This window comes from Ruegeria sp. BB1 (genome assembly GCF_056539465.1).
In genome coordinates this window covers 1,020,834-1,044,277 of sequence record NZ_JBQFVB010000001.1, presented here as the reverse complement: position 1 = coordinate 1,044,277, position 23,444 = coordinate 1,020,834, and the positions used below count along the sequence as shown (strand labels likewise).

At 57.4% G+C, this 23,444-nt stretch carries 19 protein-coding genes and 1 riboswitch; of the genes, 13 read left to right on the top strand and 6 right to left on the bottom strand.

Translation table 11 applies throughout. The annotated features are described in order from the left end of the window. Positions 1-14: 14 nt before the first annotated feature. The 3 genes from ACR0AL_RS05160 to gcvA form a co-directional block, all read right to left on the bottom strand. On the bottom strand, positions 15-1,526 hold the full coding sequence (locus ACR0AL_RS05160; protein WP_170348313.1) for an amidohydrolase family protein: 1,512 nt from the start codon (positions 1,524-1,526) through the stop codon (positions 15-17). Next, a complete protein-coding gene (locus tag ACR0AL_RS05155; RefSeq protein WP_480662198.1) occupies positions 1,516-2,199 on the bottom strand; it encodes a DUF1989 domain-containing protein in 684 nt (227 codons plus the stop codon). Before ACR0AL_RS05155 ends, ACR0AL_RS05160 begins: the two co-directional genes overlap by 11 nt. A gap of 97 nt (positions 2,200-2,296) precedes the next feature. Continuing rightward, positions 2,297-3,223 (bottom strand): transcriptional regulator GcvA, encoded by a 927-nt coding sequence (gene gcvA, locus ACR0AL_RS05150; RefSeq protein WP_170348315.1) that lies wholly within the window; start codon positions 3,221-3,223, stop codon positions 2,297-2,299. 133 nt (positions 3,224-3,356) lie between these two features. Between gcvA and ACR0AL_RS05145 the strand changes: the two genes are divergently transcribed. From ACR0AL_RS05145 to ACR0AL_RS05130, 4 genes are all read left to right on the top strand, one after another. Then, the gene (locus tag ACR0AL_RS05145; RefSeq protein ID WP_480662196.1) at positions 3,357-4,916 is read left to right on the top strand and encodes an ABC transporter ATP-binding protein; all 1,560 of its coding nucleotides are present in this window, start codon (positions 3,357-3,359) and stop codon (positions 4,914-4,916) included. Continuing rightward, entirely contained in the window at positions 4,913-5,998 is a 1,086-nt protein-coding gene (locus ACR0AL_RS05140; RefSeq protein ID WP_480662194.1) for an ABC transporter permease, read from the top strand. Before ACR0AL_RS05145 ends, ACR0AL_RS05140 begins: the two co-directional genes overlap by 4 nt. A 3-nt stretch (positions 5,999-6,001) precedes the next feature. Beyond that, entirely contained in the window at positions 6,002-6,934 is a 933-nt protein-coding gene (locus ACR0AL_RS05135; RefSeq protein ID WP_170348318.1) for an ABC transporter permease, read from the top strand. An 89-nt stretch (positions 6,935-7,023) separates the two neighbouring features. Next, positions 7,024-7,977, top strand: a complete 954-nt coding sequence (locus ACR0AL_RS05130; protein ID WP_170409375.1) for a BMP family protein — start codon at positions 7,024-7,026, stop codon at positions 7,975-7,977. Between the two features lie 322 nt (positions 7,978-8,299). Here ACR0AL_RS05130 and ACR0AL_RS05125 read toward each other — a convergent pair whose 3' ends face one another. Beyond that, positions 8,300-8,998 (bottom strand): glutathione S-transferase N-terminal domain-containing protein, encoded by a 699-nt coding sequence (locus ACR0AL_RS05125; protein WP_170374797.1) that lies wholly within the window; start codon positions 8,996-8,998, stop codon positions 8,300-8,302. Positions 8,999-9,120: 122 nt separating this feature from the next. Next, positions 9,121-9,198, top strand: a riboswitch (SAM riboswitch). Between the two features lie 65 nt (positions 9,199-9,263). Here ACR0AL_RS05125 and metZ point away from each other — a divergent pair. The 5 genes from metZ (at position 9,264) to ACR0AL_RS05100 (ending at position 15,754) form a co-directional block, all read left to right on the top strand. Then, positions 9,264-10,454 (top strand): O-succinylhomoserine sulfhydrylase, encoded by a 1,191-nt coding sequence (metZ, locus tag ACR0AL_RS05120; protein ID WP_480662191.1) that lies wholly within the window; start codon positions 9,264-9,266, stop codon positions 10,452-10,454. Between the two features lie 168 nt (positions 10,455-10,622). Then, the gene (gene folE2 / locus ACR0AL_RS05115; protein WP_480662189.1) at positions 10,623-11,726 is read left to right on the top strand and encodes a GTP cyclohydrolase FolE2; all 1,104 of its coding nucleotides are present in this window, start codon (positions 10,623-10,625) and stop codon (positions 11,724-11,726) included. 277 nt (positions 11,727-12,003) lie between these two features. Continuing rightward, complete coding sequence (locus ACR0AL_RS05110; protein ID WP_480662187.1) at positions 12,004-12,681, top strand: hypothetical protein; 678 nt, start codon at positions 12,004-12,006, stop codon at positions 12,679-12,681. A 50-nt stretch (positions 12,682-12,731) separates the two neighbouring features. Beyond that, complete coding sequence (locus ACR0AL_RS05105) at positions 12,732-14,180, top strand: TrkH family potassium uptake protein (RefSeq protein ID WP_170348324.1); 1,449 nt, start codon at positions 12,732-12,734, stop codon at positions 14,178-14,180. Next, on the top strand, positions 14,180-15,754 hold the full coding sequence (locus ACR0AL_RS05100) for a thiamine pyrophosphate-binding protein (RefSeq protein ID WP_480646316.1): 1,575 nt from the start codon (positions 14,180-14,182) through the stop codon (positions 15,752-15,754). Before ACR0AL_RS05105 ends, ACR0AL_RS05100 begins: the two co-directional genes overlap by 1 nt. Before the next feature lie 50 nt (positions 15,755-15,804). On the opposite strand, the gene ACR0AL_RS05095 is transcribed toward ACR0AL_RS05100, so the two are convergent. Next, positions 15,805-17,544 (bottom strand): serine protease, encoded by a 1,740-nt coding sequence (locus ACR0AL_RS05095; RefSeq protein WP_170374807.1) that lies wholly within the window; start codon positions 17,542-17,544, stop codon positions 15,805-15,807. A gap of 205 nt (positions 17,545-17,749) precedes the next feature. Between ACR0AL_RS05095 and ACR0AL_RS05090 the strand changes: the two genes are divergently transcribed. Then, positions 17,750-18,679 (top strand): glycine--tRNA ligase subunit alpha, encoded by a 930-nt coding sequence (locus ACR0AL_RS05090; RefSeq protein WP_170348327.1) that lies wholly within the window; start codon positions 17,750-17,752, stop codon positions 18,677-18,679. An 8-nt stretch (positions 18,680-18,687) separates the two neighbouring features. Here ACR0AL_RS05090 and ACR0AL_RS05085 read toward each other — a convergent pair whose 3' ends face one another. After that, the gene (locus tag ACR0AL_RS05085; RefSeq protein WP_170348328.1) at positions 18,688-19,320 is read right to left on the bottom strand and encodes a MarC family protein; all 633 of its coding nucleotides are present in this window, start codon (positions 19,318-19,320) and stop codon (positions 18,688-18,690) included. A 91-nt stretch (positions 19,321-19,411) separates the two neighbouring features. On the opposite strand from ACR0AL_RS05085, the gene ACR0AL_RS05080 reads away from it, so the two are divergent. From ACR0AL_RS05080 to glyS, 3 genes are read left to right on the top strand one after another with little or no spacing between them, the layout of a single operon-like run. Then, positions 19,412-19,933 carry a DUF6446 family protein gene (locus ACR0AL_RS05080; RefSeq protein ID WP_170348329.1) on the top strand — a complete coding sequence of 174 codons (522 nt, stop codon included), beginning with the start codon at positions 19,412-19,414 and terminating at the stop codon, positions 19,931-19,933. A gap of 1 nt (position 19,934) precedes the next feature. Beyond that, on the top strand, positions 19,935-21,155 hold the full coding sequence (gene gltS / locus ACR0AL_RS05075) for a sodium/glutamate symporter (RefSeq protein WP_170409391.1): 1,221 nt from the start codon (positions 19,935-19,937) through the stop codon (positions 21,153-21,155). 9 nt (positions 21,156-21,164) lie between these two features. Next, positions 21,165-23,426, top strand: a complete 2,262-nt coding sequence (gene glyS / locus ACR0AL_RS05070) for a glycine--tRNA ligase subunit beta (RefSeq protein ID WP_480662184.1) — start codon at positions 21,165-21,167, stop codon at positions 23,424-23,426. Positions 23,427-23,444: the final 18 nt, after the last annotated feature.

The following is a 23,444-nucleotide window of genomic DNA, read 5'->3' as shown; positions in this document are numbered from 1 at the left end:
GTCTTGCTCCTCTGTCACAATTGCTGGGCGTTGTTCGTCAGCCAATCGTCATACCAGCGCTGCAATGCGGATTTGACGGCGGCATATTCACTAGCGCTCAGCCTTTGATCCGCGGCGCGCTGCATGCCGTCGGTGATGTTTTGAAGAATTATCTTTTCGTCGCACTTTTTGGTCTCGCCGTGCGAAACGGCCAGTTGTCCGCCGGTGAAGACGCTCTGGATATCCGTAGATTTTGCCGAGCTGACCAACAGCTCAACCGGATCAATGCCGGGGTCCAACCAGGGACCTTCAAGACGGTCCAGGCGCAGGATCACAAAGTCGGCGCGCTTGCCGACGGACAGGCTTCCGATGCTGTGATCCATTCCCATCAAACGCGCGCCACCCATAGTGGCCATGTCGAAAACATCCTTCGCGGTCAGGCTAGGGTTCGCCCGATCACTTGACCAATAAAGGCTTTGCGCCAGACGCATTTCGGCGAACATGTCGTCATCACCTGCCAGGCTGGTCCCATCCATCCCCAGTGCGAGGTTGATGCCCATCCGCTTCATCAATGGCGCGGGTGCAATGCCGGAACGCAGCCGCAAATTGGAGCTGGGATTACACACGATATGCGCCCGCACCTCGGCCACTCGCGCCAGATCTTTTTCGTCCGCCCAGACCATATGCACCAAAGACAAGCCGTCAGTGAGCAGGCCAACTTTGCCCAATTCTGCAATGGCACCCTGAAAACTCCAGGCTGTAGCCGACAGGTGTTGCAGTCGAGACTCCTCGGCATGGGTGTGAATGCGCTGGCCACTTTCGCGAATCTTCCTGGCGATGTTGCGCAGGGTCTCTCGGCCCGTCCAATGCGGTGCCGTGGGACCAAACCACACATCAGCGCATTCTGAAGCCGCGTATTCGCCATGCATCCGGGACAGAAGCCGCACAAAACTTTGCGGTTCAATACGTGCGCGCGCAACGTGCTGGCGCTGCAGTTTGCATCGCAGAACCTCGGGCAAGGTAGTCAGAAACGACTGGCTTTGCCCATATGGATGTACAAGCTGGTTGTGCCATCTCTCGCCCGGCGCGATGGCGCAAGACAGGCCAAGCCCGTTATATACGGCGATTTTGTCCCATATCTTCGCTTCGGCAATGGCCGCTGTCTGACCCGCGGTGCAGGCATCCACAACAGCCGTTACCCCATTCTTCAGCAAGCGCATTGCCGCGTATTCGGTGGCGAGGCGCGGCGCAACGTCGGCTGCGCCAGCGGAGGCGAAAATCCAAGGCTCTAACAGGTCATCCCGTATCCCTTGGTTTATCAGGTTCACCCCATAGCAATGGTGATGCGCATTCACAAACCCGGGCAGGATCGCCGTGTTTGTGTCCAAGTGCACCCTTGCGCTGGGATAACGTGACTTCAATACGGCCAGAGGCGCCAATCCACCTATTCTGCCGTCTAGAACATAAAGCGCGAAGTCGTCGTGACTGTGAAAGGCATCTTCGATGATCCAGCGGGCAGAAAATATGTCGCCGCCATCAGCCGTCATGAACAACAAATTCCAGTGCGCTCGGCTTGCCTTCGTCCCCGTTGACTGGAGTGATATCTTGCGGGCAGGCCGACATAACGACGTAGACTGGCATCTCAGCTTTGAAGGTCATGCTGTCCCCCGGCTTTGACACTGGCGCAGCCCAGGCAAGGCTGCCATCTGGGTGAACTGGTACGTTCATCCACAGATTGAACGGAGCTGGCACATGCGGTGCTTTTTTCCCGATAGCAAGCAAGGCCTGCCTCAAGTTGTCGGCGCAATTGTCGTGGTAATCGGTGACGCCCATTTGCTTGTACCGGTTGGCATCGCAAGCGGCGATCGTTGTGTCATGAACACCCGGCGATGTGTCTTGGGTCAGCGTCAGAAGAGGATTGCGCAGATTGCTGACCAACCTGTCACCGATCTTTGGGAAAACAGACAGAAGATCCGTATGCACATGCGGCATGGACAAATATTCATGCAGCTCTGCCGCATTGAACGCCCAGAAATCGCAGACTTGCCAGCCGGTCGGATTGGTGATGGTCAAAGTTTGTTCGGCTGTCAAACGCACCGCGACGCCGCGACGTGCTGGCACTGTATACCGTTCTGCAATGACCGGGACGCCGTCGGCAGAGACCGTGCTGTCCAGAGTTTGATTGAAACCATCGGGTTGGGAAGGGTCAAAACTATGCATGCGCAAGAACTCCTGATTAGGGGTTCAGAAACGCATGCTTCTCGGCAATTTAGAAATGACAAAAATTCAAGCGACGGATTAGATCGTTGCAGACGCGCTATTCTTCAAAAAACCTTTGACCGACGACGCTGTCGCGAAACTCATCTGCTTGGTCCAATAGCCATTCCCGGAACACACGAACGCGTGCACGATTGGCGTAAGTTTCCGGGCAGACGAGAAAATAGCTCTTGTTCTTCAATGCCGCGTCAAAGGGGGCGACCAGCATATTGCGTTCCAGAAAACGCGCGGCGGCCAAAAGGCTGACCAAGGCCACACCATGACCATCGCTTGCCGTCAGCAAGCAGATGTGTTCCTCGGAATAGGTGACATAGGGCTCGACGTCACTAGTTTGCAAGCCAGCCGCGTCCATCCATCGCTCCCAACTCGGATCCGCATCAGAAAACCCGCTCCATTGGTATTCGATCAGACGAGACTTCAGAAGATCTTCGGGGGAACCCAGTGACTTCGCCTTTTCCACGCTACAGACAGGGGCCACCCAGTCATTCAAGACCCAAGCCACATTGCTGTCAGGATAATCGCCAAAGCCATACCGAATAGCCACATCCACATCGCTGGATTTGAAATCCACCAGTTGATCACTAGACAGAACCCTTACCGAGATATCCGGGTATTTCTCGTAAAAGCCTCGCAGCCGCGGGCTAAGCCAATTGGCGGCAAAAGACCCGGTTGTTGAGATTGTCAATGTGCCCGCAAGGTCGTCTTCCTCCAGCGCGAGAGAGGCGGCTTCAATGTTCTTGAAGGCTTCAATGATGTGGGGCGCGTAGTTGGCCCCATCCTCCGTCAGTTTCAAGGCGCGGGTAAGCCGGTGAAACAGGGGCACCCCAAGTTGATCCTCCAGCGATTTGATCTGATGAGAAATGGCAGTCGGAGTGACGCATAGTTCATCGGCGGCATCCTTGAAACTCAGATGCCGGCAGGCCGCTTCGAAGGCCTGAATACTTTTCAACGACGGTATCTTCGCCATGACGCGCGGCTTTGCTCTCCTGATGCGATGCTAATTCGTCGCTCCACTTTAACCCGATTGCCGGCTCACATGTGGGCGAAATTCTCAGCTGTGAGGTGAAAACATCTAATTTGAGAAGATAGGGCATTCTCTCTTGAATTTGCGTGAAAGTTGGGAGGTTGTCTTGGATCCATTTTTGAAAGTCACTGGCATCGACAAGTCGTTTGGCGCCGTTCGTGCATTGCACAATGTCAATCTGCTGGCCTCGAAGGGCGAGTGCATTGCGATTTTGGGTGAGAACGGAGCAGGTAAAACCACGTTCGCAAGCGTTTTGATCGGCCTGTATCAGCCCGATAACGGCGAAATCAAATTGGGCGGAACACCTGTTTCGGTGACCAGCCCAGCAAAAGCTATTGAGCATGGGATCGGCATGATCCACCAGCATTTCAGCCTGGTCGGCGCGATGAACGCCGAAGAGAACATTCTGATCGGCTTGCCCAGCACAAAGCGGGGTGCCGAAGCGCGGGCGCGCATTCGGCAGCTTTGCAGCGACTTTGACTTTAACGTCGATTTCGACATCCGTGTCACGGAAATGCCTGTGGGCATGAAGCAAAGGGTGGAAATCCTTAAGGCGCTGTTTCGCGATGTATCGATCCTGATCCTGGATGAACCCACCAGCGTTCTTGCCCCGACCGAAGTCGCGCCATTTCTCAAAGGAGTGCGCAAGTTGGTCGCCAACGGCTGCCTTGTCTTTTTCATCAGCCACAAGCTCGATGAAATCCGCGAAATTGCCGATCGCGTCATGATAATGCGCCATGGGCGTGTCGAGGGAGTTCTTCCGGTTGCGACCACGCCCATGGCCCAGATGTCAGCGCTTATGATGGGAGACAAGCCGACCGGCGAAACGGTCGTGATGCTCAAGGCCAAAAAGGCGCGCAATGACATCAGCTCAGCACCGGACGCTCTGGTTGTCTCTGATGTCTGCCTGATCGATCCAGGCGGGGCGGAAATCCTGCAGGATCTGACCCTCTCCGTGAAGGCTGGCGAAATTCTTGGAATCGCTGGGATCGACGGCAATGGCCAGACGGAGTTGAGCGAGGTGATCACTGGCCTCAAAAGGCAAACCAGCGGCGCCATCCACCTTAATGGCACGGAGATATCAAGCGCCTCCATCGCTTCGCGCATTGCAGACGGCATAGGCTTCGTACCCGAGGACCGCCATGCCGAAGGCTTGGTCCTGTCGCTCAGTGTCGAAGAAAATATGGCATTTCGATCCATTGGCGAAGACAGGTTCATGTCTGGCGGTCTGATTTCCCGGCGCGCGATGCACGAGATCGCAAGCAACGTGGTCGCGGCCTTTGACATTAGGCCCCCTGACCCAAAATTGAACGCTTCGGCTCTATCCGGTGGCAATCAACAAAAAATCGTTTTGGCCCGTGAAGTGGCCCGGGCGCGCAATCTTTTGGTCGTCGTACAGCCGACTAAAGGGCTTGATGTCGGCGCAACGGAATTTGTTCAGAACCAGATCCGCGCCGTCGCCCAAAGCGGCGTGGGGGTTCTCTATATCTCCACTGAACTTGAACATGTGCTCGACATCTCTGACCGCGTCGCCGTGATGGCCTTTGGGCGGATCACAGGTGTTGTCGATCCAGAAAACACAACTCTTCAAGACATTGGGCTCTTGATGACCGCAGCGCCGGAGGAGGTACAATGAACAGATTTACCACGCAACGCCGGATTGCGATTGCTTTACTTTTAGCGCTGAGCGTTGGCGGCGTGCTGATCCTGCTCGACGGACACAACCCGTTTGAGGCCTATAAGGTTCTGTTTCTGGAATCCTTCCTGAATTACTGGGGTTTCTCCAATACGCTGGTCAAAGCCTCACCGATGCTTCTGGCGGGGCTGGCCGTAATCATTCCGATGCGCGCCGGTGTGTTCAACATCGGTGGCGAGGGGCAGATCTATATTGGTGGGTTGTTCGGCGCCGTCTTCGCTTTGGCGATCCCCGATCTGCCCGGTCTATTTGGCGTGCCGCTGATATTTGTCGCCGCCGCCGCCGGCGGGGCGTTCTGGGCGGCAATTCCCGCGTATCTAAAAGCCTATCGGGGTACGAATGAGGTCATTGTCACGCTGCTGATGAACTTCATTGCGATCCACATCGTCAGCTATGCCGTGGCCGGGCCGCTATTGGCCGAAGGCGCGCCATATCCTTATTCGGAGGAAGTCTCAGAAGCCTATCGCCTGCCTATTCTGATGCCGCGATCTGATACCCATGTGGGCTTTGTATTCGGGCTGGCTATGACGGTTATCTTGTATTTCTGGCTGCGCTTCACGCCATCGGGCTTCCACTTGGACCTAGTGGGGCGTAATGCCCGCGCTGCGGCCTATGCCGGTGTGGACCAGAAAAAGACCATCATACGCGCCATGTTGATTGGCGGCAGCCTTGCAGGCATGGCCGGCGCAATCGAGGTGATTGGGTTGAAGTTCCGCCTGTTCCACCTGTTTAGCGATGGCTACGGCTATGACGGAATTGTCGTCGCCTTCCTTGCGGCTCTTAACCCAATTGTCGCGCCGTTGACCGCGCTGTTCCTTGCCGGGCTTTCTGCCGGCGCGGGAACGATGCAACGTGCCGTCGGGGTCGACAGTTCCGTCATCGAAGTGGTCGAGGGGCTTGTTGTGGTTTTGGTCGCCGCCGCCCTCGTGACACCGCGAACCAAGTCAACATCCGTTCTGAAACCCCTGGCAAAAAACCTGCGGCTGCGCCGCCAACCACAACGCCAAAACAAAGAGGCATAGGCTATGATTGATCTTGTTTTGCTGGGCGACGTCCTTGCCGGAACCGCCCGATTGGGTACGCCAATTGCCTTTGCTGCCCTTGGCGGGGTGATTGCGGAACGTGGCGGGCTGTACAACATCGGCCTCGAAGGTCAGATCCTCGCCGGTGCGCTTGGCGCCGCTGCTGGTTCTTTCGCAACGGGCTCCGCCATGATCGGGCTCGGATGCGGGATCATTTGCGGCCTGATCTCAGGCCTGCTGCTTGGGTATATGTCGATCCGGCTGCGCATCAACCAGCTGGTTGGCGGTATCGCGCTCAACCTGCTGCTGGCTGGACTCACAGCTTTTCTGTCCCGTCAGATATTTGGAGCTCAGGCCGGAGGGGCGCGGGTAAACGGGTTCTCGCAGATCGATATTCCCTACTTGTCAGATCTTCCCGTAGTTGGCCCGTCCCTGTTTGCCCAGGATCCGCTGTTCTACCTTTTGATCGGATTGGCAATAGCCGCCTGGTTCTGGCTGATGAAATCCCACAAGGGTCTGGACCTTCGCGCCGTTGGCGAAAACCCGAAGGCCGCGGACTTGGCTGGGGTTCCTGTCTTTCGCATGCAATATCTCGCAATTGCAGTCAGCGGTGCCCTCGCGGCACTTGCTGGGGTGCATCTGGTCTTATCGCAAGTCTATGTGTTTGCGGAAGGCATGAGTGCGGGCAAAGGCTTCATTGCGCTTGCGGCAATCATCTTAGGACGTTGGTCGCCCATCGGCGCGATCTGCGCGGCGCTTTTCTTCGGCTTCTGTGATGCGGTGCAATTCAAACTGCAATTCACCTCGCCAGAGGTTCCCTATCAGCTCTTCCTGATCTTGCCTTACCTCGCATCGCTCATCGCACTTGTGGTCCTCGGCGCCAAGGCCAGCGCACCTGCAAGCGTTGGACTCCCCTACGACCGGGAGCATCGATAAATCTCAGCCGTGACGTGAGAAACCATCGTTTTTCACGTCGCGATCCTCCCGTCACCCTGACAACACATATCCAATATGGGAGAACAACAATGCAATTAAAGTCCAAACTATTGGCGGGGCTTGCGGCACTGATGTTGGCCGGGCCTGCGGTCGCTGACGGGATCGAACGCGCCGCGATCGTTATGCCCGGATCGATTTCTGATAATGGCTGGAACCAAGCCGGATTCGAAGGTCTCACCAAGGCAGGTGAAGTGCTTGGCTTTGAAGCCGCTTTTTCCGAAAGCGTGCATCAACCGGAACAAATCGAAGTCCTGAGCGACTACGCACGCAGGGGGTATGACCTTGTGATCGGTCACGGCGGAGAATTCCAGGACGCAGTGGAACGCGTCGCAGCACGCTTCCCGGAAACCATGTTCATGGTGAACAACGGACTGGGCACAAAAGACAACATTGCCAACGCGGATTTCTACTTCAGCCAAATCGCTTATCTAATGGGCTACGTCGCGAGCTCCATGTCAGACACAGGCACCATCGGCATCATCGCGGCGCAACAGTTCAAATTCACGACCGACACGGTTGCTGGATATGAAGCAGGGGCCAAAGCGGCCAATCCGGACATCAGAGTTTTGGTTACCTGGACCGGCGACTGGGATGACATCGCCAAGGGCAAAGAAGCTGCTTTGAACCAAATTTCCCAAGGCGCCGATGTCGTCTGGCCGACAATGGACAGCGCGACGCTGGGCTCCATGCAGGCCGTTCAGGAAAAAGGCGTCTATGGCATCGGCATCTATCGTGATGCGATCAACGAATGGCCGGAAATCCTACAGTCCGCTATTCTGGATGTCCGAGGCAACATGCGGTCCTACCTGGAACTGGCAGCTGCTGGCAAACTGGAAGGTGCGCTCTACCGGGCGGATATGGGCAATGAACTGGCCATGCGGATCGGGTCGTTCCACCCAGACATCCCAGTGGACGTTGTCGATGAAGTTAACAAACTGATCGACGCCATGAATTCCGGTACTTTGGTTGTGAATCCACAATAAGGCATCTCTTGTAATCGCTCCTCTTATAACTCTCGCCCCCAAATCTGGGGGCATTTTTTATTGTTATAGAAATCAATGATTGAAGCCTTTCGCTTGTACCGCGTGGGATTGCGTTACCCCCAATTTCGCCGGATTCGCTATGCTTTCTATTCCTGTTTATTAGGTCGACAACACCCGAAAATGAACAAATCCAGGACTGCCTAAGATCCAACCATGCAAAACGCTCAATCAACATCATCCTTGCAAAATCTATGACCAGACATCTATGCGCATTGCAGCATCGGTCGAACTGGGCTCACAGCAGACATTGGATCGATTTGATTTATCGCTTAAACAAGGTCTCTTGCGACTGCTTGTCACGATTATCTCCACGCAATTCGGCATGCAGTGCGCGACCGGCTTGGACGCCGGGACGGGCACTGACCGTCTCCAGCCAGCGGGTAAAGTGCGGCTTGTCCTCTAACACCTGCTGCTGGCCTTCCCATAGGCTGGCCCAGCCCCAGATTGACATGTCGGCAATGGAATAGAAGTCGCCCGCGACATATTCGTTGTCGGCCAGCCGTCGATCCAGCACGCCGTACAAACGCCCGACCTCGGTGCGGTAGCGGTCTTTTGCATAGGGCAGGTCCTGCGGTGGGTCCATGTAGGGTGCGTATTTCAGGAAGTGATGCGCCTGACCGGCCATCGGGCCAACGCCGCCCATCTGCCACATCAGCCATTCTTCGACCGCGATCCGGTCACGCTCGGTATTGCCATAAAACCGCCCGGTCTTGCGAGCCAGATACATCAGGATTGCCCCGCTTTCGAACACGGAAACCGGCGCGCCGTCGGGCCCGTCAGGGTCAAAGATTGCAGGCATACGGTTGTTGGGCGAAATCTTCAGGAACTCGGGGTCGAACTGATCGCCCTTGCCGATGTTGATCAGATGCGTGGAATAGGGCAACTCCATCTCTTCTAACGCGATGGATACCTTCCACCCGTTGGGGGTAGGCCAAAAATACAGATCAATCGGGTCCGCCATGTGCCCTCCTTTTGTTGAATGGATCATGCGGGTTTCTGACGGGGCGGCAAGAGCCGATTACGCAACCGTGACCGGGGGAACGCCGGGCTTGACGGCAAACCGCCCGAAGCGTATTGCCTCTCGCAGAGCTACGTGGCGATTTGTTACCGGATTGCGGGCCACGCTAAACAACACCGCTAAAAGGTCAGGATGAAAGGCCCCTTTCGCTTGACCGCGTCTGGGGTTTTTTTGATGCCTTTGCCGGGCAAAGGTCGAGAGGAATGACATGAGCGAAAGCTGGAACAAACGCACCCAAGCCGTCCATGGCGGCATCCGTCGCAGCCAATACAATGAGGTTAGCGAGGCGATCTTTCTGACCCAGGGGTTCGTCTATGAGAATGCCGAACAGGCCGAGGCCCGTTTTCTGGAATGTGGCCCGGATGAATTCATCTATGCCCGCTATGGCAACCCCACCGTGTCGATGTTCGAGCAGCGTATCGCGGCGCTTGAGGGGGGCGAGGATGCTTTCGCCACAGCTTCGGGCATGGCGGCTGTCAATGGCGCGCTGACCTCGATGCTGAAGGCAGGCGACCACATCGTTTCGGCTAAGGCGCTGTTCGGCTCATGCTTGTATATTGTCGAGAACATCCTGACCCGGTTTGGTGTAGATGTAACTTTCGTAGACGGCACCAATCTGGACGAATGGAAAGCGGCGATCCGGCCCGACACAAAGGCTGTGTTCTTTGAATCCATGTCGAACCCGACGCTTGAGGTGATCGACATCTCGGCCGTCGCCGAACTGGCCCATGCGGTTGGTGCGATGGTGGTCGTGGACAATGTGTTCTCGACCCCAGTGTTTTCGCGTGCGATCGAGCAGGGCGCGGATGTTGTGATCTATTCGGCGACCAAACATATCGACGGGCAGGGGCGTGCGCTGGGCGGCGTAATCATCGGCACCAAGGACTTCATCCGCGGCACCGTTGAGCCTTATCTGAAGCACACCGGTGGGGCGCTGAGCCCGTTTAACGCCTGGATCATGCTGAAAGGTCTGGAAACGATGACCCTGCGTGTCAATGCTCAGGCTGAGACGGCCCAGATCGTGGCTGAGGCACTGGAGGGTCACGCCGCGTTGGAACGCACATTGTATCCGGGGCTAAAGACGCATCCGCAGAATGCGCTGGTTCAATCACAGTTGGGCGGTAAGGGCGGCACCGTTCTGTCGCTGGATATCAAGGGCGGAAAGGAGGCTGCGTTTGCGTTCCTCAACGCGATGAAGATTCCGGTGATTTCGAACAACCTGGGCGACGCCAAGTCGATTGCGACCCATCCGGCGACCACGACCCACCAACGGCTGAGCGATGAGCAGAAAGACGAGTTGGGCATTACTCCCGGCCTGATCCGCCTGTCCATCGGTCTGGAGGATGCGGGCGACCTGCTTGCCGATATTAAGCGCGCTTTGGACGTTTCTCAGCGCTAACTACGCTCTATATCCTGTTATGCCTTGGGTGAAACTGCGTAAACGCGGCGTAACTCCCGCGATGTTTGCGGATTTTCATCCGGGCCGTACTTTGATGCGTATACGGTTAAACTGGAAAAAGCGTCGAACCTGTATATAGTCCGGCGACCAATCGAGGAACCCCGTTCGATGAATGTGTACCCCCGCACCATTGAAGACGCACCTGACAATGAAGACGCCGCCGCCGCGCTTAGAACGCTGCGCAAATGGGCCGAGTCCGCGAGTGAAGCTGAGATCAGCCAGCTTGATCCTGCAATTGCGCGCCTCGTGACTGGACTGGTTCCGGTGAATTATCCTTCGCTGTCGCGAGAATATGCCGAAGACTTCACAGTTGACGCGGCCTATCGGGCATCGTTGCCGGACCTTCAAAACGGACCGTCCAGCCTGATCCGCGGGGCCATGCAACAAATTCAGCATGTGGGCATTTCTAATTTCCGTTTGCCGATTCGGTTCCACCGTAAACATGGTGAGGATCTCACGCTTGAAACCTCGGTCACCGGAACGGTCAGCCTTGATGCCGAAAAGAAGGGCATCAACATGTCCCGCATCATGCGCTCGTTCTACAAACATGCCGAGCGTACGTTCAGTTTTGAGGTCATGGAGGCTGCGCTGGACGATTATATGACCGATCTGGACAGTTTCGATGCGCGTATCCAGATGCGGTTTTCCTACCCGGACCGGGTGGAAAGCCTGCGATCGGGTTTGCAAGGGTATCAGTATTACGACATCGCGTTGGAACTGGTCGAACAAAACGGCGTACGTCAGAAGATCATCCATCTGGACTATGTCTATTCGTCCACCTGTCCATGTTCGCTTGAGCTGAGCGAACATGCGCGGTCCACACGGGGGCAACTGGCGACACCGCATTCCCAGCGTTCTGTTGCGCGGATTTCCGTTGTTGTTGATTGCAAAGCAGATTGCCTGTGGTTCGAAGATCTGATTGCCCTGTGCCGCCGCGCAGTACCGACCGAAACGCAAGTGATGGTCAAGCGCGAGGACGAACAGGCCTTTGCCGAGCTGAATGCCGCGAACCCAATCTTTGTCGAAGACGCCGCGCGCTTGTTTTGTGCCGAGCTTCTGGCCGATCATCATGTCGGTGATTTCCGTGTTGTGGCCAGCCATCAGGAAAGCCTGCACAGCCACGACGCAGTGTCGGTGCTGACCGAAGGGCCAACCTTTGTTTCCGCCAGCTTGGATCCACGCTTGTTCTCGACCCTGTTTCACATCGGGTAGATCGAAAAGAGCATCCTGTTGTCTCATTTTGATCCAATTGGCGAAAAATTGCCGCATTGCAGCAATATTTCTGCACGCGCAGTGTGTTTCGCGTTAAACTATCCGTGAACGCAGCCATGGTGTGAGGGCGTGTCAGCCCTCGGGCCACTCTGAAAAGGAAGCCGCGACGTGCGATGTCCGGGGATTTCAGGCCTTGGTCACTCGCCCCTAATACCGGGGTGGGGCAGAGCGGTTCTTTTCTTGGAAGGTTGCTTCGCTTTTACAGGAGAAATGACTAATGAATCCGATTACCCAACCGCTTGAGTTTCAGGCGGCGGCCATTCGACTGGCCGGTTATGCAGTCAGCAACCAACTGAAGATCATGCAGATTTTGGCGAATTCGGCCATGGAGCTGCCTTTCGTTCCAGTGAATGCTCTGCACGCGTCTTCGTCGGTTCCTGCACCTGCCAAAAAGAAACCGGAATTCAAATCCAAGGCGGCAGCTGCCAAGCCTGTAGCCAAGGTCAAAACGACCGTCGCACCAAAGTCCAAGCCGCGCGTTCGGGCCAAGACGGCAGCGACCCCAAAAGCCGAATCACCTAAACCGGTTGTAGCAAATGCGGCCTCCCAGCCAGCAGTGGCCAAGGTTGCAGCGCCTAAACCTGCGGCCGTCAAGCCCGAGGCAAAACCTGCCGCACCCAAACCTGCCGCAAAACGCGTGGCTCCAAAGGCAGTAGCGAAACCTGCCGCACCCAAGGCCACAGCCAAGCCGGCCGCGCCCAAAGTGCAGGCGGCGAAATCGGTGACGGCAAAACCAACGGCTGCACCTGCCGCCAAGCCTGTGGCCCCCAAAGCCGAGGCGAAACCTGTGGCGCCTCTGGCGAATACAGCCAAGTCTGCGGCACCTCAGAACCGGACGCGCGCGCCTTCAAAACCGCCCGCAATGCCCACACCCGTCAGCAAAACCGACGAGTAAACGGGACATCCGCTTGACACAGTCGTGCAGGCGCGCCAACGCTGCGCCTCATGACGGATATGCGCCCGGTTGGATATGTGATTGGCCTGTTGGTCGCCATTCTTGGGGCGACCATGATGCTTCCCATGCTTGCGGATTTCATCGAAGGCCGGGGCGAATGGCCTGTTTTTCTGGGAAGCGGCGTGATCACCATGCTGACGGGCGTTATCCTGTCCATCAGTTGTTCGAACGGAGTGGGCGAAGGTCTGACGATCCGTCAGACCTTTTTGCTGACCACCGGCGTTTGGGTGGCGCTGCCCTTTTTCGGCGCAATCCCGTTTTTATTCGGCGAGACCGAGCTGCGCTTTGTCGATGCTTATTTTGAGGCAATGTCGGGGCTGACCACTACTGGTTCGACTGTCATTTCCGGGCTTGATAATCTGCCACAGGGTTTGCTGTTGTGGCGCGGATTGCTGCAATGGCTGGGCGGCATTGGGATTATTGTAGTCGCCATGGTGTTCCTGCCCGAACTTCGCGTGGGGGGGATGCAGATCTTCCGTTCGGAAGGGTTTGAAACCATGGGGAAAATCCTGCCGCGCGCGCAAGAGATCGCTGGGCAGATATCCCTGATCTATGTCTTTTTGACCTTTGTCTGCGCGCTTGTCTACGCCGGCTTGGGGATGGGGTTTTTCGATGCCGTGGTGCATGCGATGACAACCATCGCGACCGGAGGGTTCTCGAACTACGACACGTCCTTCGGCAGTTTCTCGGGGCCGACCGAGTATGCGGCTGCGGTCTTTATGATCCTCGCGGCGCTGCCTTTCGTGCGCTATGTTCAATTCGCCAATGGCAACACGAACTCACTGTGGCAGGACAGCCAGATACAGACATTCCTGGCGACAATCCTGGTGCTGGTCGTGGTCATGGCGGTGTTCCTAACCGTAGTCTTTCCACATCATTGGGAACAGGCGTTCCGGGAATCGCTGTTCAACATCACCTCGATCATTTCGGGTACGGGTTATGCCAGCGTTGATTACATGACGTGGGGCAGTTTCCCGGTCATGCTGTTCTTTTTGATCGGTCTGATCGGCGGATGCGCGGGCTCGACCGCCTGTTCGATCAAGATTTTCCGGTATCAGCTGCTGTTTGCGTCGATCAAAACGCAAATTCGCCGTATCCGGTCACCGCATGGCGTTTTTGCCCCGCGATATGGCGGGCGCACGATCGGGACGGATGTCCTGACTTCGGTGATGAGTTTTTTCATGTTCTTCGTGCTGTCGCTGGGTGTGCTGGCCTGGGCGTTGGCGCTGACGGGGTTGGACTTCATCACTTCGGTTTCGGGGGCTGCGACCGCACTGGCCAATGTGGGGCCGGGACTGGGCAGCCAGATCGGTCCGGCAGGAAATTTCGCCGGGCTGAATGACACCGCCAAATGGTTGTTGTCCATCGGCATGTTGGTCGGACGGCTGGAACTGCTGGCCGTCTACGCGTTGTTCACCGTCCAATTCTGGAGAAACTAATGAAAAGACCCTTGGGGGCCCAGATTTCGCATATGTTGAAAGATCGGGGCGTTGACGTGATTTTTGGCATTCCGGGTGTTCACAATCAGGAAATGTATCGCGGCATCGAAGAAGCTGGCATCACACATGTGTTGGCCCGGCATGAACAGGGGGCCGGGTTCATGGCCGATGGCTATGCCCGCGCGACCGGCAAGCCGGGCGTCGCCTATGTGATCACCGGGCCGGGGCTGTGCAATATCATGACACCGATGGGGCAGGCCTATACGGATTCGGTGCCACTGCTGGTGATGTCTTCTTGTCTGGATGAAACGCAAGCGGTGCATGGGCAATTGCATCAGATGAAGGATCAGCTTGGGGCGGCTGAAACCGTGACTGACTGGTCGCGGCAGGCCAATTCCGCACAGGCCGCCTATGGTCTGGTCGAGCGTGCTTTTGAAGAGTTCGAACTGTCCCGACCGCGCCCCAAACATATTCAGGTGCCGATTGCCCAGCTTGAGGCCGATGCCGACCCCGCGCCGTTTCCCAATCAGCCGGGGCTGCGCACCAAGGTTTTGCCGCCCGATATTGCTCCGGTCATGTCTTTGTTGAATATCGCGCGCAGGCCGTTGTTCATTTTGGGCGGTGGCGCGCGGTCTAATCTGTGGCGGCAGATATTGACGGAACTGGGAGCAGCCTGCTTCACAACTTTTGCTGGGCGTGGGATGGCCGGGCAGGGCTATGCGTTGGACTTTGGTGCCATGCTGACGCGCCCCGGCAGCGCCGAGGTGATTGGGTCCGCTGACCTTGTAGTCGCCGTAGGTGCCGAACTGGGCGAGGTCGATCTGTGGCGCGACAACCTGGGGCACAGCGCTCATCTGGTGCGGGTCGATCTTGATCCTAGGGTTCTGTCCGATCACCATCGTGCAGGCATCAAGCTGCAGGCTGATGGGGAAAGCTTTGCGCATGCCTTGTGGGGTGCGATTGACAAGGTAAAACCTGCAACGGGTTGGACGCCGGAAGAAATCACCGACGCACGCAGACGCTGGCGCGCCGAGGTCGATGCCGAGCGGCCGGGGATCGTTCCGGTGCTTGATGCTCTGCGCGATGCCATGCCGGCGGATACGATGATCTATTCCGACATGACCCAAATCGCCTATGCCGGGAAAGAGGTCTGGGACATGGCCTATCCCTATCACTGGCATCACCCGACCGGCTTTGGCACGCTGGGATATGGCTTGCCCGCTGGTATTGGCGGTGCGGTTGCGCGTCGGGGCAAACCAACAGCCGTGATCGCCGGGGATTACGGGTTTCACTATACGATGATGGAACTTGGTGTAGCGGTCGAGCTGGGTCTTTCACTGCCCATTATCCTATGGGACAACGGCAAGCTGAAAGAGATCGAGGACAGCATGGTCCGAGGTCAGATCGCGCCGAACGCGGTGATCGCCCACAACCCGGATTTCTGCAAACTGGCTGAGGCTTTCGGGGCCCTGTCTGCCGCGCCTACCAGTTTGGCAGAGATGCAGACTGCAGTGCGCGCGGCCTTTGACGCGCCGGTTCCAACCCTGATCCGCGTAACGCCTGATATCGTGTAAACAAAAAAAACGCCGCCCAAAGGGGCGGCGTTCCACTTTTGGGGATCAAATTAATCCCAACAATGCACCAGAACAGTCATTCCATTGGCTCTGCGGCTAAGTTCGTTGGGTGAGATCTCGGCAGTCGATTGACCCGGTTGGCCTGAGACGCCTGCCTGTTCAAGCGCCGCGTTCAACCGCTCAGCCGTGGCTGCCAGACTGACCGAGGCGGGTAGGGTGCGCCCATCGGACGGGGTGGGTAGCAACATGCCGACAACCTGACCGGCGTCATCGAAAACAGGTCCGCCAGCATCGCCCGGCTGGGCGGCCATCGCCAGACGTTTCACTCCGTCTTCTCCGTTCAGGCCGCGCACGTCAGTAATCTGGCCATAGGTCAGCGTCGGCGCCCCCAATGCGCCCTGATACGAAAAGCCCGACACTGCGACCTCGGATTGGATGCGCGGTTGATCGGTGCCGAATTCCGCGACGCTGATCGGCGCAAGGTTGTTCCGGGGCCGCAGAACGGCCACACCCAGATCAGCATCGGCCCAGGCGACCTGAACTTCCTGATCGTCGTTCAGGGTGATCCGGGTGCAGCTGTCGGTGGCCTCGGATACCGTCAGGATTGTACCGCTAGCATCGGTGAAAAAGCCGGACCGGGACAGGCGCGGCTTGCGGATTTGCAGGCCGGAAACAAGATCGATCCGTTGCTCGGCATTTGCACCGGCCCCTGCGTCTAGAACGGCGCTGTTTGTGGTGAAGCTGGCCTTGAGCGCGGCCAGAACCCGTGCCCGGCGGGCTTCATCCCCTTCGGGCCAGACCAGCGTGAAGCCTTTGATCTGGCCGTCCTTCAGCGCGGCCTGGGTGTACGAGACAACCCCGTTCCCGCGACCTTCCAGTGTAAAGCGATCACCGCGCAATTGTCGGGGGCCGTCCAGTGGGACGATCTCTAGCGACTGCATCACCTCGTACAGGGCGCGCAGGGTGGCCTTGTCGCCTTTCTGACTGATCAGCAGCGCCTTAGCATCCAAGTCAGTGGTGCCTTTGAAATGCGCAAATGGGGCCTCATAGCGATCAAAGGCAATAGCATCCAATGGCAGATCCAGATCAATCCCGGCCTGCGGGTCTGAATAACGCGCCATGCCGACGCTGATCAGCGGCGCGTTATAGTCATCCATCAGCGACTTGCGCTGCGCTGTGGTCAGAACGCCGGTGGCTTCAAAACCGTTGAATCGTTGCCAGTCACCCATCGATCGGCGCGTGCCTTGACCAAACGCGCCGTCGATAGTGGCGTTGTAAAACCCTGCGGCCTGCAAGGCTGTCTGCAGATCCCGACGCTCTTGCGCAGTGAGCAGGCGTTCGGACTGTAGGGCTTGCGAGCGGGTTTCATCTGCGGGCTCAGCCGACAACCCCGAAACGGTCGCTTCCGGTTGTGGAGTGTTTTCGACGGGCGGTGTCACCACGCCCCGGTTCAGGATATTCGCACCGACTGGCCAGAACTGCTGACCCAGAGAGCTGGTGAAGGCTATGTAACTGTCAGCTGGTATCTGCCTTTCGGCCCGGTAAACGTCCAGAACCTGCTCAGCGTCACTGCGCAAATAAGGCCCGATTACAATGGCATACCAGCCAGAGTTCAGGCGAAACCCGTTTACGTCTGGCAAGAGGCTTGAATAAGCCTGCGCGCGCTCTTGTGCCTCGCGCAGCGAAGGGCGCGCCTCGACCTGGACCCAAACGCCGGCGTCTTGTTGCGCTGATACGGCACTTGCGCCCATTGAAAATAGAAACAGAATTGCAGTGAATATGCGTGTCATTGTCTGCCCGTGTTCGCAGTGTTTTAGCTTTGCGGCAGACTACGCGAATTGAACCGCAGAAAGCCATGCCTGGAATACGGGGAATTTCCAGTGTGGCGGTGCAGTGACAGCCCAACCCGATTGGCCCGTTGACGCCCCTTGGCCCCTTGCATAGGAAGGACAAAACCGACCGGAACCGGGCGCAGGGGCGTCCAAAGGGAATGTCATGACCGAACCGTCCAGCGCACCACGTTCTTTTCAGGAAATTATCCTGCGACTTCAGACCTATTGGGCCTCGAAAGGCTGCGCGATCCTGCAGCCCTATGACATGGAGGTCGGTGCAGGTACGTTCCACCCGGCCACCACGCTGCGCGCTTTGGGGTCAAAGCCGTGGGCGGCGGCCTATGTGCAACCCTCGCGCCGACCAACCGATGGGCGATACGGTGAAAACCCCAACCGGTTGCAGCACTATTACCAGTATCAGGTGCTGATCAAACCCAGCCCGCCGGATCTACAAGAGCTGTATCTGGGCAGCCTACAGGCCATCGGTATAGATATGGACCTGCATGACATCCGCTTTGTTGAAGATGACTGGGAAAGCCCCACACTGGGCGCCTGGGGTCTGGGTTGGGAGGTCTGGTGTGACGGCATGGAAGTCAGCCAGTTCACCTATTTTCAGCAAGTCGGCGGCCATGACTGCACACCCGTTTCGGGTGAACTGACCTATGGTCTGGAGCGTCTGGCAATGTATGTGCTGGGCATTGATCACGTGATGGACATGCCCTTTAACGATCCGCAATCACCCAGCCCGCTGACCTATGGCGACATCTTCAAACAGACCGAAGAGGAATACGCACGCTGGAACTTTGACGTGGCCAACACCGAAGTTCTGCTGCGCCATTTTGAAGAGGCCGAGGCCGAATGCGCCGCCATTCTGGCGCAGGAGCATGACGACCCAAAAACCGGCAAGCGTATTATTATGGCGCACCCGGCCTATGATCAGTGCATCAAGGCCAGCCACATGTTCAACTTATTGGACGCACGGGGGGTGATCTCGGTCACGGAACGGCAGGCCTATATTGGTCGCGTGCGGGCGCTGGCCAAGCAATGTGCCGATGCGTTTGTACAGACCGGGGCAGCCGGGTTCGAGGCCTGATGGCGCGCTCAGGCCAATCCCGGCAACAGCACTTTCAGGCCATCCGCGATCATGCTGATCGCGATGGCCGACAGGATCATGCCCATGAAACGGCTCATGATTACGCGCGCGTTGTCGGACAGGCGTTTGGCCAGGGCCGAAGCGTTCCAGAAGGTGATGAACAACAAAAACAGAACCACCAGAAACACGCCCGCATAGATGATGGCGTCCATGGGCTTGGAAATATGGTGAGCGTACAGGATCAACGTTGTGATCGTGCCGGGCCCGACCAGAATGGGGAAGGCCAGCGGGTAAAACGCCACCGTCGCGGGTTCGGGGTAGGCTTGCTTTTCCCCCTTGGTTCCGTGGTGCGAGGTGCTTTCGTTGCCGTTCAGCATGTTCAGGCCAATCATAAGAACGACCAGACCACCCGCGACACGCAGATCGTCGACACTGATCCCAAACAGGCCAAGCGTCTGGTTGCCGATAGCTGCGAAGGCTCCGCCCAGGATCAGGCAATACGTGGCTGTTTTCGCCGCGACTTTGCGCTGATCAGCGGGCGTCAGGCCGTCGGTGACGCTCAGGAAAACGGGCAGGTTGGTGATCGGGTTCATAATCGCAAACAGCGCGCCGAAGAACCCAACGGCAAGGGTCATGTCCATTCGAATAGCCTCGTTCCGACCTGTATCAGTTTGGAAACTGGCCTATTTTCCGCCAAGTTGAAAGAGGCCGCGTGATCGGGATGTTGAGAAGATGACCGGAAAACTGCTTGCAATCATCCTTATTGTTTCTGCGGCTTTGGCCGGGGTGGGCATGTATTACCTTCAGGTGTACGGGTTCTACTATGACGTCGCGCCCCAGCCAGGGAAGGACGTGGAATTGCTTGTCGAGGGGGCAGAGGAACCCCAGCCGATCCCGTACACGGCGTTTCACGCGATTGATGCGGACAGCTCTCCGATCCGATACCGGGCGTGTTTTGAGACCGAGATGACGAGCGATGAACTTGCGGCTTTTCAGCCGGTCGAAAACCCCGAACCGCTGACCGCGCCGGGCTGGTTTGACTGCTACGACGCGGTTGCCATTGCCGAGGCTCTGAAGTCTGGACAGGCGCAAGCTTTTATGGGGGCCAAGAACATACACTATGGCGTGGACCGCATTGTGGCCGTGACGGCAGATGGCAAAGGCTATGTCTGGCACGCGCTGAACAATTGCGGTGAAAAAGCCTATGATGGAACGGTTGTGGGCGAGGAATGCCCGCCACGGCCGGGGGACTGAGATGCCCGAAGTCGAGGAAATGCTTCACATTCCCAATTTTCTGACCGCCACGCTTGGCATTGCGGTCTATCTGATAGGGGCCGAGATCAACTCTCGGGTCGCTCCGCTGCGTCAATTCAATATCCCTGAGCCTGTCACCGGCGGGTTGCTGGCGTCTCTTGTATTGCTGATTCTGTATGTCGTGGCAGGGCTTGAGCTGACGTTCGACCTTGCCTCGCGGGATTTTCTGCTGATCGTGTTCTTTGCCGGAATTGGGTTGAATGCGCGGCTTGCCGATTTGATTTCCGGCGGCAAGCCTTTGTTCCTGCTGCTCATTCTGACGTTGGTGACAATCGTTGCCCAGAATGCCGTCGGTGCCGCCGGAGCGGTTGCCTTTGGTTACCCGGCCCAAGCTGGGGTTCTCTTTGGCTCTGCGTCTCTGATTGGCGGGCATGGTACCGCCATCGCGTGGGCCCCCGAGGTTGGTGCAGTCACCGGGCTTGAGGGCGCGACTGAACTCGGCGTGGCCGTGGCGACGCTTGGCCTTGTGTTGGCTGCGCTGGTGGGCGGGCCGATTGCCCGTCTTTTGGTCGAAGGCAAGAAGTTGACCCCGGAACGCCCGGACGAAGAACACACAGTTGGGCTGCCGGATGATGCCACTGAGGCCGAGACCATGATCGACCACCTGACCATCATGCGCGTGTTGCTTTATCTGAATCTGGCGATCATCTTCGGCTATTTTTTGAGCGAGGCAATCGCGGCTACCGGGTTGAAACTGCCCTTGTTCGTGCCCTGCCTGATCATGGGGATCGTCATTGCCAATGTTCGCGCAGCTCTGGCCCCCAACGCGCCGCCGGTGTCCCGGACCCCCTCGCTGGCGCTGATATCCGAGTTTTCGCTGGGCGCGTTTCTGGCCATGTCGCTGATGAGCCTGCAGCTTTGGACCATTGCCGAACTGGGGTTGGCCATCGTCGTTATCATGGGTGCGCAGACCTTGTTTACTGTGGCGTTTGTGATTTGGGTGTTGTTCCCGGTGATGGGCGGCAACTATCGCGCCGCCGTACTGTCTGCGGGGTTTGGCGGTTTTGCACTGGGCGCGACCCCGACCGCTATCGCCAATATGACCGCAGTTACCAAGCGATATGGCCCGTCGCCTATTGCCTTTATCGTGCTGCCCCTTGTATCCGCCTTCTTTGTGGATATCGCCAATGCCATCGTCATTCAGACGATCGTTAATTTCTAAGGACCGAAAATGCCCGACCTGCTGATCGAACTGTTTTCCGAGGAAATCCCCGCCCGCATGCAGACCCGCGCCGGTGAGGACCTGAAAAAACGGATGACCGACGGTTTGGTTGAGGCCGGTCTGACCTATGCCGGGGCTGCCGCCCTGACCACGCCGCGTCGCCTGACGCTGGCGATCGAAGGTCTTCTGACTGAGAGCCCAACGATCCGCGAAGAGCGCAAAGGGCCGAAAGTCGGCGCACCGGACAAAGCCATCGAAGGCTTCCTGCGCGGTGCGGGCCTGACCCGCGATCAGTTGGAAGAACGCGATACACCCAAAGGCGCGGTCTATTTCGCGACTATCGAAAAAGCCGGACGCCCCGCGGCCGAGATTGTGGCCGAGGTGCTTGAAACCACCATTCGAAACTTTCCCTGGCCCAAGTCTATGCGCTGGGGCGGCGGTTCGCTGCGCTGGGTGCGCCCGTTGCACTCAATCTTGTGCATTCTGTCCGATGAGGCTGGCGCGCAAGTCGTGCCGCTTGAGGTCGAAGGGATCAAAGCGGGCGACACCACTGCGGGTCACCGCTTTATGGCGCCAGATCGCTTCGCGGTCACGTCGTTCGATGACTATGCTGCCAAACTGAAACGCGCCTTTGTGGTGCTGAACCCCTCTGACCGCGCTGAACATATCTGGAACGACGCCCAGAACATGGCCTTTGCTGCCGGTCTGGAAGTGGTCGATGACAAGGGCCTGCTGGCTGAGGTTGCCGGTCTGGTCGAATGGCCCGTAGTGCTGATGGGGCAGATTGACGAAGAGTTTTTGGAACTGCCTCCTGAGGTGCTACAGACCTCGATGAAAGAGCATCAGAAATTTTTCTCGGTCCGCAATCCAAAGACCGGTCGGATCGAGCGGTTCGTTACCGTCGCCAACCGCGAAACTGCCGACAATGGCGCGACCATTCTGGCCGGGAACCAAAAGGTGCTGTCGGCCCGTCTGGCGGATGCCAAGTTCTTCTGGGAAAACGACTTGCGCGTCGCCAAATCGGACATCGCCCAATGGACCCGCGCGCTGGAGAATGTGACCTTCCACAACAAGTTGGGCACACAGGCCGAGCGGATCGACCGCATCGCGGTATTGGCTCGCGAACTGTCCCCGGTGACGGGCGCGGATGCGGATCAGGCCGAGAAAGCCGCGCGTCTGGCCAAGGCTGATCTGAACTCGGAAATGGTTTATGAATTCCCCGAACTTCAGGGGCTTATGGGGCGGTATTATATTGAAGCCGCAGGCGAAGACGCCACCGTGGCCGCCGTTGCGCAGGAGCATTACTCACCGCTTGGTCCGTCAGATGACGTGCCGACAGCGCCGCTGTCGGTGGCCGTGGCACTGGCCGACAAGCTGGACACGCTGACCGGGTTCTGGGCGATTGATGAGAAGCCGACCGGGTCGAAAGATCCGTTTGCCCTGCGCCGTGCGGCGTTGGGGGTTATTCGGTTGGTCTTGGAGAATGATCTGCGTTTGCCGATTAACGGTGTCGTAGACCGCCAATTGCTGTCATATGAACTTGAGGGTCTTCGGGTATCCGGCGATGAACAAGACCTATTCACACTTGAAAGTACGCTTCAGGAGATCGCTAAGTACGGGGTATTTCAGGCGGCGTTCAAATCAGTGATTGGGCAAATTCCTGAAAGCGCCGATAATCCATTTGAACCGGATGTGAGTGATGGTTCCATCCTTCAAGGAATCTCGAAGAAGATTAGCAACGCGTCGTCGTCCATCCTCTCCTTCTTCCACGACCGCCTCAAAGTCTTCCTGCGCGACGAGGGTATCCGTCACGACATCATCGACGCCTGTATCGCAATGGACGGCAATGATGACCTGAACCTGCTGGTCAAACGCGCCCGTGCGCTGAATGCGGTGATTGCGACCGAGGATGGCGAGAACCTTGTCCAAGGATTCAAACGCGCCAACAACATTCTGACGCAGGCCGAGGAGAAGGATGGCGTCGAATACTCTTATGGCGCGGACGTGAAATTCGCTGAGACGGACAGCGAAAGGGCCTTGTTCGCCGCCTTGGATCAGGCGCGGGGCAAGATCGGGACGGCGCTGAAGTCAGAGGATTTCCCCAAGGCGATGACCATTATGGCGGCGCTGCGCGGTCCGGTCGATGCGTTTTTTGATGAGGTTCAGGTGAATACGGACAACGACATTCTGCGCCGCAACCGTCTGAACCTGCTGAGCCAAATCCGTCAGGTCTGCTCCTCCGTGGCGGACCTCAGCAAGATCGAAGGTTAATCCAGAACACCCTTGCGC